This window comes from Acinetobacter sp. ACNIH3 (assembly GCF_002918965.1).
Classification (GTDB): Bacteria; Pseudomonadota; Gammaproteobacteria; order Pseudomonadales; family Moraxellaceae; genus Acinetobacter; species Acinetobacter schindleri.
In genome coordinates this window covers 70054-84345 of record NZ_PQLP01000010.1, presented here as the reverse complement: position 1 = coordinate 84345, position 14292 = coordinate 70054, and the positions used below count along the sequence as shown (strand labels likewise).

Here is a 14292-nt window from a genome sequence, read left to right as displayed (position 1 = left end):
ATATATATGATTGATTTTATTGATTTATAAGTTTGTGCCTTTTATAATATTTTCTAATTTTAAAATAAAAAGCATAAAATCTTTTAAAATATTCGCAAAAAAATAATTTGTTTGCTGATATTTTTTGTAAGACATTAATTTACTAAATACTCATCTTATTGGTATTAATTATTAAAATATCTAAAATATTAGAAATAGCGATAAGATAAAAATATAGAACTATTTAGCTATTTTTAGAGAGTTATGTCAAAGTCCAGAAGTGAGTTAAGTAAAGTGACTAAAAATCAGATAGAGAAACGTCCTCTTTATGTGCCATACGCAGGATATACGTTACTTGAGCTGCCTCTTCTAAACAAAGGTTCTGCTTTTACCGAAGAAGAAAGAAAGAGTTTTAATTTACATGGGCTTATCCCGCATGTCATTGAGTCTATTGAAGAACAAAGTCAGCGTTCTTATCAGCAATACTGTTCTTTTAATGATGATATTAATAAGCACATCTACCTGCGTAACATTCAGGATACCAATGAAACGCTGTTTTATCATTTAATTGAAAATCATTTAAGTGAAATGATGCCCATCATTTATACCCCAACGGTAGGCGAGGCATGTCAGCGCTTTTCAGATATCTATCGCCGGCATCGTGGGATATTTATTTCCTATGCTGACCGTGAGAGCATTGATCAGATTTTACATAACGTTAATCGTAGAAATGTCAAAGTCGTGGTGATTACAGATGGTGAGCGGATTTTAGGTTTGGGTGATCAAGGGATCGGAGGAATGGGCATTCCGATTGGAAAATTAGCCTTATATACTGCATGTGGGGGAATCAGTCCGGCTTATACATTGCCAATTACGCTGGATGTAGGAACCAATAATCAACAGCTCTTAAATGATCCGATCTATATGGGCTGGCGTAAACCGCGTATTAGTGGCGATGAGTATTTCAATTTTGTTGATCAGGTCATTCATGCCGTTCAAAAAAGATGGCCAAATGTCCTGATTCAATTTGAAGATTTTGCTCAACATCATGCGATGCCACTATTAGAAAAATATCGTGATCAAGCATGCTGTTTCAATGATGATATTCAAGGGACGGCTGCAGTTGCAGTGGGTAGCCTGATTGCAGCATCACATGCTTCTAATAAACAACTGAAAGACCAAACCGTAGCTTTCCTCGGAGCAGGTTCTGCGGGATGTGGTATTGCGGAGCAGATTGTTGCCCAGATGGTGGCGGAAGGATTAACAGATGCTCAGGCACGTAAACGTGTTTTCATGGTAGATCGTTTTGGTCTGATTACTGAAAATCAGCCAAATCTTTTAGATTTCCAGCTAAAATTAGCTCAGGATCCAAAAAATATCGCCAAATGGGCAGATGCGGAAAGTACGATTTCATTACTTGATGTAGTGAAATTTGTGAAACCTACAGTTCTTATTGGTGTATCTGGACAGCCGGGCTTATTCAGTAAAGATGTCATTACAGCGATGGCTGAGCACTGTGAGCATCCGATTATTTTCCCATTGTCTAATCCAACTTCCAAAGTGGAAGCGGTTCCTTCAGATATTATCCAGTGGACAGATGGGAAAGCATTAATTGCCACAGGTAGTCCATTTACACCCGTCAATTATCAGGGGGAGATTTATAACATTTCGCAATGTAATAATTCCTATATTTTCCCTGGGATTGGATTAGGTGTAATTGCATCTGGAGCGAAGCGCGTGACCAATAATATGCTAATGGCCTCAAGCAATGCATTAGCTGAATGCTCACCGAAATTGAAAGATCCGAAAGCGGATTTGTTGCCTGAATTGGATCAGATTCAGCAGATTTCCAAGGTGATTGCATTAAGAGTTGCGCAAGCAGCAATACAAGATGGGGTGGCACCTCAGGCAACTATAGAAACGTTGAAAGAAGCAATTGAAGCGAATTTCTGGAAGCCTGAATATCGTCGATATGAGCGGGTTACATTTTAATAGGTGATCAGATCACAGGATCTAGGCGCAAGGGTTTATAAGTAATATGCTTATAAACCCTTTTTTGAGTACCTAAGCCGATGATCTTCATGAGTAATATTTTCTTGATTTATAACATCTGATACAAAAATGAATCTAGGCGGATTCAAAAGGAATAATTTTACAGTTTAATTGAAACTATTAAAGAATGTTGAATAAACTGGTATATGAAATCATCATAAAAACTTGTTATAAATTAAAGATTACGAAACAACTAAATACTTCTATACCTTTTTAATTGAATATGCAGTTAAAAATCCTCGGAGATGTCCATGTGCGTGCTGCCCGCTATAAAATTCTGATTGTTATATTACTGATCTTAATCGTGGGTTTTGTACTTTTTCGCTGATGGAAAGGACCGGAACTGCCGAGCTATACCTTAAAGGCGATGCCATTAGTACAAAATGTGGTAGCAACAGGACGTGTGGCAACGGTATCCCGTGCTGACATTGGCAGTGAGCTTGCTGGTGTTGTGTTGGAACGACGCGTTCAGGAAGGTGATCAAGTTAAACCAGGCGATCTGCTGGTCGTACTGAAATCAGATGAATTGGCTGCCCAGGTGCGTCAGGCAGAAGTTGCATTGGCCGAATTGGCTACAAGCCGACGTCCACAGGCCGCAGCGGAGTTAGCCTCCGCCAAAGCTCAACTTGAGCAGGCCAGCCGTGAAGCCAACCGTCGACGTAATGCCGAACCAGGTATTCTTTCAGCTGAAGAAATTGAACAGGCTGTCGAAGCGGAAAGGGTCGCACGCAATAATTTTGAAACCGCACGACTCAAGGCAGCTGCATTGGCACAAGGACAGGTTGAAGAAGCCTCATTGCGCGAGCAGCTTGCAGTTACTCAGGCTCAACTGGACAAAACCAAAATTCGTGCAACGGTCGCAGGCACAGTACTGACTCGCGATGTAGAGCCGGGTGATCTGGTTCAGCCGGGACAGACCTTATTTACTATTGCCATTAATGGCAATACTGAAATTCGCGTTCCATTGGATGAACGTAATTTATCGCGATTGGCGTTACAGCAAAAAGCAACGGTGATTACTGATGCCTATCCGGAGTACACTTTCCCTGCATGGATTAGCTTTATTGCCCCAAGTATCGATCCGCAACGTGGCACAGTTGAGCTTAAACTTACTGTAGATCCGGTACCTGATTTTCTACGTCAGGATATGACGGTTTCAGTCAATGTCGAAACGGGTCGTCGCGAGCGAGCTTTAGCCATACCTAATGATGCGCTTACCGGTCTCAAAGGAGATAAAGCGACGGTACTACTGGTACGCAATGGTAAGGTTCAACGTCAACAAGTCACATTAGGCTTGCGTGGTCTGGATCGTGCTGAAGTAATTTCAGGTTTGAAGGAAGGGGATCAGGTACTGGCTAATCCGGACGCTTCTTTAGAAAATGGCGCACGAGTGTGGATAAAACCGCAAAATATCCTAACTGAAAATCCTGCCAATCAAAGCAATACTAAAAACGAAATACCGGTGAAACTCGATTGAAAAACTTTTTCGGACGGCTATGGACCGAATGGACAATTGCGGTCAATTTCTTACGTGAAGGCCGATCACAATCCATCATGATCACTGTCGGAGTTGCAGTAGGCGTGGCTGTGATTGTATTTATTACAGCATTGATTCAAGGTCTACAATCCAATCTGATTGACCGGACTTTAGGGACCCAAGCACATATCCGTTTATTGTCTCCAGATGAAGTCAATCAGGTCGCACCGACCAAAGAAGGTATTATTCAGCTTGTATTGGAAGATAAACGTGCGCAACGCTTACGTTCCATCAATAACTGGCAGCAAATTGTAACGACACTGGATCAATTGCCCGTTCTGACTGCAGTATCACCTGTTGTTTCTGGACCGGCTCTGGTCCAGCGTGGGGATGCGATCGAATCTGTTGCACTGGTTGGGATTGATCTGGAACGTTATCAGCAGATTATTCCTTTAAAAGAATACTTACAGAGTGGTCAGTTAAGGATTGGTGCGGATGATGTCGTGATTGGCAGTGAATTGGCTAAAGATCTTGGTGTGCAGGTAGGGAGTAAATTACGGCTGGATACCGGGCAGCAAGAAAGTACCTTGGTAAATATTGCCGGGATTTTTGAGTTAGGGGTGCGTGAGCTGGATGCACGCTATATCTATCTGGATTTGAAACAGGCACAGTCTTTGTTGCTGTTGCCGGGTGGGGTGACGGTAATTGATCTGCGGGTAACGGACCTTTTTCAGGCAGACCAGATTGCGGATCAGGTAGGACGCCTGACGTCTTTGCAGGCTGAAAGCTGGATTGAAACCAATGCGCAGTTGATGAATGCGATTTCCTCACAAAGTCTCTCGACCAATATGATTATTATTTTCGTCGCCGTTTCAGTCGCTTTTGGTATTGCCGGTGTCATGTCAGTTAGCGTGGTGCAACGAACCCGGGAAATTGGAATCTTACGAGCGACTGGTGCAACCCAAACACAAATTTTAAGAGTATTCCTGTTTCAGGGGGCGATTTTTGGGCTTATCGGTTCGGCAATTGGAAGCTCTGCCAGTTATGGTCTGGTATGGATTTTTAATAATTTTGGTCCAGGTCTGTTTTATATTCCGGTACCTATTGAACTGGTACTTCTCGCGCTGTTATTGGCAACTTTGACCGGTGTACTGGCAGCCGCTATACCAAGCACGTCGTGCAGCAGCCTTGGACCCAGTGGAGGCTATACGTCATGTCTGAGCAGTTTCGGGAAGTTTTGCGTTTAGAGGCGCTGCGAAAATCCTATAACATCGGTCAGCCAAATGAAGTGGAAGTTTTGCACGGTATTGACCTGTGTATTGAACGTCAGGATTTTGCTGCGCTGATTGGTCCTTCAGGTTCCGGAAAAAGTACCTTATTGAATATTCTGGGCTTGCTGGATCAGCCGAGCAGTGGTGAATTATATCTGCTTGGTCAGCCGACCAGTAAAATGACAGATACAGAACGGGCTGCACTACGAGGCAACAGTATTGGCTTTGTTTTCCAGTTTCACCATCTGATTCAGGCATTTACTGCCCTCAATAATATTTTAATGCCATTAGTGTTGACTCACGGGAGACCCGATCAACAGTCAATTGATCAGGCACGTGAATTACTGGCAGCAGTTGGACTGGAAAAGTTTGCTGATCGTAAACCGAATGAGCTGTCTGGTGGACAGCAACAGCGTGTTGCGATTGCTCGTGCATTAATTACCAATACAGCTTTATTGCTGGCGGATGAACCCACTGGAAATCTGGATACACAAACTGCGGAAGAAATGTTTGCGCTATTTCGTAAGGTGCATCAGGAACGGGATTGTGCCGTACTTTTAGTCACCCATGATCCGCGTTTATCAGCCACCTGTGATCGTACCATCAATCTGGTCGATGGCCTGATTCAAAGTGATACCAGAGCGCAAAGGGTTGAGAAAGAACCGAAGGAATGAATCATTTACTTATCATTATAAGCCCTAGACTATTCTGATTTTGATCATGTCGCTCATGTTCTACAATATGATGGGTTTTTCAAAAAGTATCCAAAGCAGAGGGACAGATCTGTATTTTCAGGATTTTTCAGGGGGTAGGGTAGTTCAAGCCAAATATAATGCTAAACGCCTGCAATACTATAAAGATGATTAGCTAGGGATTCTCATCTTCTTCATCCTCATGTCTTTGACGGATCTGGTCGCGTTTGATTTGGGGATCTTTATCCACACCTAATTGACCACGTTGAATTTCCAGATCCTGCTTTTCTTGCGGGTCTAATTCCTCCTCAGGAAATTCTTCGTTCAATGCTTCCTCAAGTTCTTTGTTTTCATCTGGATTTGCCATAAGAGTTTACCTACTTCTTCATGAATCACGTTATTGGATGTTCTTTCTATTATAAAAACCGAACCTCCCAAGTCTGTTGTATTTATAACTCGGCTGATTTAAAAAATTGTTGCCGATGTAAGGGATTTTAATAACTCGCTAATAATCCTAATAAGTGCTTTATAAATGTTAATACTTGTTTAGAAGCATTAGTTCACAATTTCTTTTTCTCCTGGACAGATCAATGTATTAATCTAAGCCTAGTGCCAAATATCTTATGACATAGAGAATGATAAATTTCATATAAAAATCAGTTTTGGTGCCTGTTGCTGGCAAGTAAATTGCAATAACAACATACCGTCAGGTTCTGTGCCAGAAGTGCAGAGCTTAAATTAAACCCTCGGCTTCGCCACAAGCGAAAAAGAGTTTTAAAGGTTAGCGTATATGGCAATTCAATCTAATCCTCGGGTGATTTACCCGACGCGTCGTCCTACACCGCAGGAGACCAGAAAACATACTGCGTTTGAAGACCTACAGGCCTTATTTTCAGGTTCTCTGTTTGTCAGTATCTGTATGACCATGTTTGCTCAGGCGGGTTTATTGACCGGCAGTACCGCAGGGCTTGCTTTTGTGCTGCATTATGCTACAGGCTGGTCTTTCAGTCTGATTTATTTTGTGATCAATATTCCTTTTTACTGGTTTGCCTGGAAATATATTGGCAGGGAATTTACGCTTAAGACTTTTATTTCTGTCGCTTTACTCTCACTGATTACCTTTATTGCACCTCGGTACTTGCATATTGATTATTTGCATCCAGCTTTTGCCGCGATTGCAGGTGGCTTTCTGATGGGAACCGGTGTGCTGTTCTTGGCCCGACATAAATCCAGTCTTGGTGGTGCAACTATCATTTCCCTATATGCACAGGAAAAGTGGGGTATGAAAGCAGGCAATGTACAGATGGTAATTGACTGTATGGTGGTGCTACTTGCACTCTGGATTGTGCCATTTGATAAAGTGCTCTGGTCAATTCTGGCAGCAGTGATTATGGGAAGTTTTCTGGCGATCAATCATCGACCGGGACGCTATAAAGGGCATTAAATAAAAGACAGGATTGGAAAATAACCTAAGCATTAATACTGATTCATAAATCTAGAAAAGAGCAATAAACAACAAGGCCTGTTGCTCTTTAATATTGAATCAAACCACGTCCATCAGAACATGATCGCTAGGATGTGTACTGATAGCTAACTATATTAACTTTAATTGAATTACTTTAATTTGCTATCTAAATGACTTTCTTTTACGTGACTTCTTTCCGCCTTCAGTTTTATAGCTGAAGGCTTTTTTATAACAAATATCTACAATAATTTATTGTGTTAAAAGTAGAGCAACACCCCTTATGAACATCTCAAAATTACAATCCTGGAGTAGATTACTGATAAATAAAAAAGTATATTTTTTAGCTTAAATTTGCCGATTTATTCATCTAAAACACTATAATCAGAATAAAATTAAAAACAGTAAAATCATCATTTTCACTACCATATTCAGATTTTGTTTAAATTGACCAAGATGTTTCAAGTAGTCTGTCATTAAGTCCAACACTGAACAAATCTGTTCATCGTTTTTTTGTCTCTTTTAATAGTTAAAAACTTTGATTGCCCTGAAATAGGGCTAAAAATGATGATGGTGAATAGTCTATTTGGCTTTTTAAAGTAAAGGTATTTATAAAAAAGCTATTTTCTATACGGTGAATAACCTGAGTAAACCTAAGGATTCATTAGAACTTATCAGCTCTAAAAAAACTATATATTAGAAAAACTGCTAAATATTCTTTAAAAATAGGCAGAATAAGAATAATAGATTTTTTGTATATGAAAGATAAGGAAATTGATTGGATTATAATCAATAGAAAATTGCAACAAATTGTATAATTTTTCAGCAAAATCACAACTTGAAATGATATTTCGTTGACTGTAAAGCAAGGAGATACGATACTCTCAAGGTTTAATGCAAACATATCGGTTCACAGGGTCTGAGTCAAAAGCTTGATCCTCAAAACTCTATCAAACGCAAGGGGCTATATATGGCTGGTGGAAAGTCAACAATCATTTACACACTGACCGACGAGGCGCCATTGTTGGCGACCTACTCGCTACTGCCGATCATTGAGACCTTTACTAAGCCTGCTGGCGTTGAGATTGTCAAAACTGACATCTCTGTTGCAGCACGCGTGCTCGCAGAATTCTCAGACTACCTGACTGAAGAACAGAAAGTAGCTGACAACCTTGCTGAGCTAGGCCGTCTTACACAAGATCCAAGCACAAATATTATTAAACTACCTAATATCAGTGCTTCTGTAGCTCAGTTAACAGCATGTATTAAAGAGCTTCAGTCTAAGGGCTATGCAATTCCTGATTACCCAGAAAACCCAACTACTGAAGAAGAAAAAGCACTTAAAGCACGTTTCGGTAAATGCCTCGGTTCTGCTGTAAACCCGGTATTACGTGAAGGTAACTCTGACCGTCGTGCCCCAACTGCCGTTAAAAACTACGCGAAAAAACACCCGCACTCTATGAGCGAGTGGAAACAGTGGTCACAAACTCACGTTTCACATATGGATGAAGGTGACTTCTACCACGGTGAAAAGTCGATGACTTTAGATCGCGCACGTAACGTGAAAATGGAATTGATCACTAAGTCTGGTGAAACCATTGTTCTTAAGCCAAAAGTTGCGCTTCAAGACGGCGAAATCATTGACTCCATGTTCATGAGCAAAAAAGCGCTTTGTGACTTCTATGAAAAAGAATTAGATGACTGTAAAGAAGCAGGCATCCTGTTCTCTCTACACGTTAAAGCGACCATGATGAAAGTGTCACACCCGATCGTATTCGGTCACTGTGTGCGCATTTACTACAAAGAAGCGTTTGAGAAACACGGTAAACTGTTTGATGAGCTAGGCATTAACGTAAACAACGGTATGGCTGGACTTTACGAAAAGATTGAAACACTTCCGACTTCTTTACGTGAAGAAATCATCCGTGACTTACACGCTTGTCAAGAACACCGTCCAGCGCTTGCAATGGTTGATTCTGCGAAAGGTATCACTAACTTCCATTCTCCAAACGACGTAATTGTAGATGCTTCTATGCCTGCAATGATTCGTGGTGGTGGCAAAATGTGGGGTGCTGACGGCAAACCTTATGACTGTAAAGCGGTAATGCCTGAGTCTACTTTCGCGCGTATTTACCAGGAAATGATCAATTTCTGTAAATGGAATGGTAACTTCGATCCACGTACAATGGGTACTGTACCTAACGTTGGTTTGATGGCACAAAAAGCTGAAGAATACGGTTCACACGACAAGACTTTCGAAATTCCTGAAGCAGGTATTGCGAACATCACCGACCTTGAAACAGGTGAAGTGTTGATGTCTCAAAACGTGGAAGAAGGCGATATCTGGCGTATGTGTCAGGTGAAAGATGCACCGATCCGCGACTGGGTAAAACTTGCTGTAACGCGTGCACGTAACTCTGGCATGCCTGCAATCTTCTGGCTTGACCCGTACCGTCCACACGAAAACGAACTGATCAAGAAAGTTCAAACTTACTTGAAAGATCATGACACTGACGGTCTAGACATCCAGATCATGTCTCAAGTACGTGCGATGCGTTATACGCTTGAACGTGTTGCTCGTGGCCTGGATACTATTTCAGTAACGGGTAACATCCTGCGTGACTACCTGACTGACTTGTTCCCAATCATGGAACTGGGTACTTCTGCGAAAATGCTTTCTATCGTGCCATTAATGGCGGGTGGCGGCATGTACGAAACTGGTGCGGGCGGTTCTGCACCTAAGCATGTACAACAGCTGGTAGAAGAAAACCACTTACGTTGGGATTCTCTAGGCGAGTTCCTGGCACTTGCTGTTTCTCTAGAAGAAATGGGCATTAAAGAAAATAATCCGCGTGCGAAACTACTTGCAAACACACTTGATGCTGCGACTGGTAAATTGCTTGACAATGACAAGTCTCCATCACGTCGTACTGGCGAGTTAGACAACCGTGGTAGCCACTTCTACCTGGCTAAATTCTGGGCTGAAGAGCTTGCCACACAAGACCAAGATGCAGAATTGAAAGCGAAATTCGCGCCTATCGCACAAGCCTTGGCTGAAAACGAAGCGAAAATCGTTGAAGAACTGAATACTGTTCAAGGTAAAACTGTAGACATCGGTGGTTACTACGCAGTTGATCCTGCGAAAGTAAATGCTGTAATGCGTCCAAGTGCGACATTAAACCAGATCATTGAATCACTACAGGCTTAATTAGAAGCTGCACTGACTATCAGCTTAGTGAACTGAAATAAAAACCGGTGCTTAGGCACCGGTTTTTATTTCATGATGAAAACTAAAGGGATGCTTTATTGACGAAGCATCAGCCTTTAGAGCTATAGGTGAAATGAATAAACAGCCATTTCATATAGATAAGAAGATGGTTCGTTTTGAACGCCCCAAAAATTTAGCTTGAACACCCGATTAAAGGTATAGACAATATAATGAATATATTGAAAGAATTAGATTAATACTCAGTCTGAGTAATTGCAGGACTCAAATGTCGAGGAGGTGTCTGAATGTCATATCAGTTCATCCAGCCTATTCAGGGAGATCGGTTCGACATTGTGGGTGATATTCATGGTGAGATCGACGCCTTAAACAGTCTCTTACATGTCATGGGCTATAATCTTAAAGGTGAGCATCCAGAACAGCGTAAGCTGATCTTTGTGGGTGATCTTTGTGACCGTGGGCAAAACAGCGTCGCGGTAATTCAGCAAGTGAAGATTCTAATGGAGCGGGGCCATGCCTACTGCGTGCTGGGCAACCATGAGCTGAACCTGCTAAATCAATCCTATCGTGAAGGCAATGGCTGGTATTTTGGCTCACCCCATATGGATGACCATAAATCTTTTTACTCTGTACCTGCTACGCCAGAAGACCAGCAGTGGATTCTACAATTTCTGCAAACTTTACCCATTGCACTGGAATCAGATCAAATTCGGGTTGTGCATGCCTGCTGGGATACACACTCCATTCAACAACTAAAAGCACTGGACAAGCTGCATTTACTTGAAGCCTATGAACATTTTGTCCAGCAGACCCAGCAACACATTAATGATGCAGGTATTACAGAACAGGCATGCCAAGAAGCAGAGCAGTTTCGTGAAGCGCTCACTGATCCGAATAGCGATATTCCCTGGCTGAAATATCTGGCACAAAAGGAATGGATTGAGCAGATGTATAATCCAATCAAAGTATTGACCTCTGGTGCCGAATATATGACAGATAAGCCCATTTATGCCAGCGGCAAATGGCGTATGAAAGACCGTCTGCCTTGGTGGGAGGATTATCAGGAGGATATTCCCGTCATTATTGGTCATTACTGGCGTAAATTTGACTTGGCTGAAGTGAAAGCTGGCCTGTTTCAGCAGATTGATCCGCTACAGTGGTTTGGGCATAAGCAAAATGTGTTCTGTGTGGATTATTCAGTCGGGAAACGCTATCTGGATCGGCAGCAGCAACGAGAATTTTCAAGCAAATTAGCGGCTCTTAGATGGCCTGAAAAGCAGGTGATTTTTGAGGATGGTTCGACTTATTCGACCTCTCAATCTGTCTAAATGGTGTTGGTCTGATATCAAAGAACAGATAAAGAAAAAGCGGTCTGAGGGACCGCTTTTATAACTAGATCAGCCAGATTATTCAGCTTCAATAATTTCAAAATCGTGCGTAATTTCCACACCGCCATCAGACAGCATTTTGCTGGCTGAGCAGTATTTTTCGGCAGAAAGCTCGACAGCCTTAGCCACTTGTTTCTCTTTAATGCCTTTACCTGTCACCACAAAATGCAGGTGAATCTTCGTAAATACTGCAGGAATCGCGTCGGCACGTTCTGCATTGAGCTCACAGCGAACATCAGTAATGTCCTGACGCGCTTTCTTTAAAATGGTGACAATATCAAACGAAGCACAACCACCCAAACCGGTTAATAGAAGTTCCATTGGGCGAGGACCACGGTTCTCACCACCGTATTCTGGCGATCCGTCCATGACGATACTGTGACCACTTTGCGTTTTTGCTTCAAAAGCAACATTCTCTAACCAATGAACGCTTGTTTGCATTGCAACTACCTAAAAAAAGCTATAAATTTACGAAGTAACTGTACACTAACATAAATTGGGTTGATAAGGAATTTCATTCCCACTGTGTGACAAGTTCACATTAGGTCTTGTGCGATCTAAAAATTATCCTTATTTGGAACTGCTAGCATGACTTCAAACTTTTCACAATTAAGCACAGATGCACTTTCTCCGGGACAATTGCCAGAATCCGTGAAGGCATTATTAAAACGTGCATATATCAACCGTTACCCAAAACGTACAACGATCGTTGATGCAGGAACAGAATCTAAATCTTTATATTTGATTCTGAAGGGGTCTGTATCGATCATTCTTCGTGAAGATGATGAGCGTGAAATTGTCGTGGCATATTTGAACGCGGGTGACTTTTTTGGGGAAATGGGCTTATTCGAAGCAAATCCACAACGTACTGCAGAAGTGCGTACGCGTGACGTTTGTGAAATTGCAGAGATTAGCTACGAAAACTTCCATGAACTGAGCAAACAATATCCTGACTTGAGTTATGCGGTCTTTGCCCAACTGGTTCGCCGTCTGAAGAATACGACACGTAAAGTAACTGACCTGGCATTTATTGATGTTTCTGGTCGTATCGCACGTTGTCTGATTGATCTTTCAGCTCAGCCTGAAGCGATGATCTTACCAAATGGCCGTCAGATCCGTATTACCCGTCAGGAAATTGGCCGTATTGTAGGTTGTTCTCGTGAAATGGTCGGTCGCGTACTGAAAACCCTTGAAGAGCAAGGCATGATCGAAACAGATGGTAAAGCAATTCTGATCTTTGATGCCTCACTTGAACAGAACGAAGTACCGACTGAAGATGATTCAGAAGAATAAGCTGCAATTTTGAGAAAAGGGCAAACCTTCGGGTTTGCTTTTTTTATAGCTGCGGAAAATCCAACATCACAAATAAGAACAAACTTCTTAGAAAAGATGATTTCAGCCCGTCGCTTTCCTTCTATACTCTAGGTGTACTTTATTATGATAAGTCAAACCTAGAATAGACAGGGAATTATTCATGCAATTCAAACCACTAGCAGATACCGGCATTTTACTTCCAGAAATCTGTTTAGGCACCATGACCTTTGGTGAACAAAATACCCAGGAAGAAGCTTTTGAGCAGCTCGATTATGCACTGGATCAAGGACTGTATTTCTGGGATACCGCAGAAATGTACCCGGTACCGCCAAAACTGGAAACTCAAGGTGCGACAGAACGCATTATCGGGAACTGGATTGCATCACGTGGCGGTCGTGACAAACTGTTTTTAGCATCCAAAATCGCTGGTCCATCACAAGGTGGTAGTCATATCCGTGATGGACAGACCCGTTTTGGGGCAGATGAAATTTCAGCGGCCATAGACCAGTCATTGTCACGTCTGCAAACCGATTATATCGACTTATACCAGTTGCACTGGCCGCAACGCCCAACGAATTTCTTTGGTAAACTCGGTTATGGCAATGCTGAAGCGGCCGAAGACCGTGCAGTGACGGATCTCGAAGAAACCCTGACCGCCTTGCAATATGAAATTAAAAATGGCCGTATCCGTTATATCGGTCTGTCGAATGAGACCCCATGGGGGACGATGAAGTTCCTGCATCTGGCCGAGAAACTGGGATTATCAAAATTTGTCAGCGTCCAGAATCCATATAACCTGCTGAATCGTACTTATGAAATCGGTATGTCAGAAATTGCCAAATACGAAGGTGTTGGCTTGCTAGCATATTCACCACTGGCATTCGGATATCTGACGGGTAAATTCCGCAATGGCGCACGTCCAGCCAAGGCTCGTGTCACCTTATTCTCGCGTTTTAGCCGTTATAGCAATCCGGAAAGTGAATGGGCAGTGGAGCAATATGCACAACTGGCAGAGCAGCATGGTCTGACCCTGACTCAATTGGCATTGGCATTTATTAAACAGCAGTTCTTTGTAACCAGCACGATTATTGGTGCAACTAATCTGGATCAGCTAAAAGAAAATATTCAGGCTTTTGAAGTCAACCTGTCTGAGCAAGTACTGAAAGGCATTGAAGCGATTCATCGTCAGCAGCCGAATCCGGCACCATAATTTTTATAATTTATTCCGGAAAAGCCTTTATTGATAAAGGCTTTTTTTATTTCACATGATTAAGTTTGTGGCTGAATAAAAATTCTTCTTTGTTCACTTGAAATATGATTTGACTATACCAATATTATTATTAAAGACTGCCTGATATTTATTTTAAGTTTTTGAAAAATATATATAAATTTATTTGAAATTTATGTGCGTGCTCCCATATATGAATTAAG

9 protein-coding genes and 2 pseudogenes are annotated in these 14292 nt (G+C 41.9%); 9 read left to right on the top strand and 2 right to left on the bottom strand.

The features are described 5' to 3' along the window. Positions 1 to 243 precede the first annotated feature (243 nt). The 4 genes and pseudogenes from C3420_RS06780 (at position 244) to C3420_RS06765 (ending at position 5453) form a co-directional block, all read left to right on the top strand. A complete protein-coding gene (locus C3420_RS06780) occupies positions 244 to 1971 on the top strand; it encodes an NAD-dependent malic enzyme (RefSeq protein ID WP_103800040.1) in 1728 nt (575 codons plus the stop codon). Between the two features lie 313 nt (positions 1972 to 2284). Next, positions 2285 to 3508 (top strand): annotated as a pseudogene (locus C3420_RS06775) (efflux RND transporter periplasmic adaptor subunit). Then, positions 3505 to 4729 (top strand): annotated as a pseudogene (locus C3420_RS06770) (ABC transporter permease). Before C3420_RS06775 ends, C3420_RS06770 begins: the two co-directional pseudogenes overlap by 4 nt. Next, entirely contained in the window at positions 4722 to 5453 is a 732-nt protein-coding gene (locus C3420_RS06765; RefSeq protein WP_103800041.1) for an ABC transporter ATP-binding protein, read from the top strand. Before C3420_RS06770 ends, C3420_RS06765 begins: the two are co-directional and overlap by 8 nt. A gap of 193 nt (positions 5454 to 5646) precedes the next feature. Here C3420_RS06765 and C3420_RS06760 read toward each other — a convergent pair whose 3' ends face one another. Next, the gene (locus C3420_RS06760; protein ID WP_103800042.1) at positions 5647 to 5838 is read right to left on the bottom strand and encodes a hypothetical protein; all 192 of its coding nucleotides are present in this window, start codon (positions 5836 to 5838) and stop codon (positions 5647 to 5649) included. A gap of 423 nt (positions 5839 to 6261) precedes the next feature. On the opposite strand from C3420_RS06760, the gene C3420_RS06755 reads away from it, so the two are divergent. The 3 genes from C3420_RS06755 to C3420_RS06745 all read left to right on the top strand — a co-directional run bounded on the left by C3420_RS06755 (position 6262) and on the right by C3420_RS06745 (position 11487). Continuing rightward, entirely contained in the window at positions 6262 to 6915 is a 654-nt protein-coding gene (locus C3420_RS06755) for a YitT family protein (RefSeq protein ID WP_004812282.1), read from the top strand. A gap of 988 nt (positions 6916 to 7903) precedes the next feature. After that, on the top strand, positions 7904 to 10141 hold the full coding sequence (locus C3420_RS06750) for an NADP-dependent isocitrate dehydrogenase (RefSeq protein WP_004894125.1): 2238 nt from the start codon (positions 7904 to 7906) through the stop codon (positions 10139 to 10141). A 305-nt stretch (positions 10142 to 10446) separates the two neighbouring features. Beyond that, positions 10447 to 11487, top strand: coding sequence for a metallophosphoesterase (locus tag C3420_RS06745; RefSeq protein WP_103800043.1), 1041 nt, complete (start codon positions 10447 to 10449; stop codon positions 11485 to 11487). 78 nt (positions 11488 to 11565) lie between these two features. Here C3420_RS06745 and C3420_RS06740 read toward each other — a convergent pair whose 3' ends face one another. Further along, complete coding sequence (locus C3420_RS06740) at positions 11566 to 11988, bottom strand: OsmC family protein (RefSeq protein ID WP_076753344.1); 423 nt, start codon at positions 11986 to 11988, stop codon at positions 11566 to 11568. Positions 11989 to 12135: 147 nt separating this feature from the next. Here C3420_RS06740 and crp point away from each other — a divergent pair, with 147 nt between their 5' ends. After that, the gene (gene crp, locus C3420_RS06735; RefSeq protein ID WP_004812290.1) at positions 12136 to 12840 is read left to right on the top strand and encodes a cAMP-activated global transcriptional regulator CRP; all 705 of its coding nucleotides are present in this window, start codon (positions 12136 to 12138) and stop codon (positions 12838 to 12840) included. Positions 12841 to 13021: 181 nt separating this feature from the next. Next, on the top strand, positions 13022 to 14071 hold the full coding sequence (locus tag C3420_RS06730; RefSeq protein WP_103800044.1) for an NADP(H)-dependent aldo-keto reductase: 1050 nt from the start codon (positions 13022 to 13024) through the stop codon (positions 14069 to 14071). Positions 14072 to 14292 lie beyond the last annotated feature (221 nt).

Excerpts from the sequence above, each read along its gene's own strand:
- C3420_RS06780 (WP_103800040.1), top strand. The coding sequence starts at position 244 with ATGTCAAAGTCCAGAAGTGAGTTAAGTAAAGTGACTAAAAATCAGATA.
- C3420_RS06765 (WP_103800041.1), top strand. The coding sequence starts at position 4,722 with ATGTCTGAGCAGTTTCGGGAAGTTTTGCGTTTAGAGGCGCTGCGAAAA.
- C3420_RS06760 (WP_103800042.1), bottom strand. The coding sequence starts at position 5,838 with ATGGCAAATCCAGATGAAAACAAAGAACTTGAGGAAGCATTGAACGAA.
- C3420_RS06755 (WP_004812282.1), top strand. The coding sequence starts at position 6,262 with ATGGCAATTCAATCTAATCCTCGGGTGATTTACCCGACGCGTCGTCCT.
- C3420_RS06750 (WP_004894125.1), top strand. The coding sequence starts at position 7,904 with ATGGCTGGTGGAAAGTCAACAATCATTTACACACTGACCGACGAGGCG.
- C3420_RS06745 (WP_103800043.1), top strand. The coding sequence starts at position 10,447 with ATGTCATATCAGTTCATCCAGCCTATTCAGGGAGATCGGTTCGACATT.
- C3420_RS06740 (WP_076753344.1), bottom strand. The coding sequence starts at position 11,988 with ATGCAAACAAGCGTTCATTGGTTAGAGAATGTTGCTTTTGAAGCAAAA.
- crp (WP_004812290.1), top strand. The coding sequence starts at position 12,136 with ATGACTTCAAACTTTTCACAATTAAGCACAGATGCACTTTCTCCGGGA.
- C3420_RS06730 (WP_103800044.1), top strand. The coding sequence starts at position 13,022 with ATGCAATTCAAACCACTAGCAGATACCGGCATTTTACTTCCAGAAATC.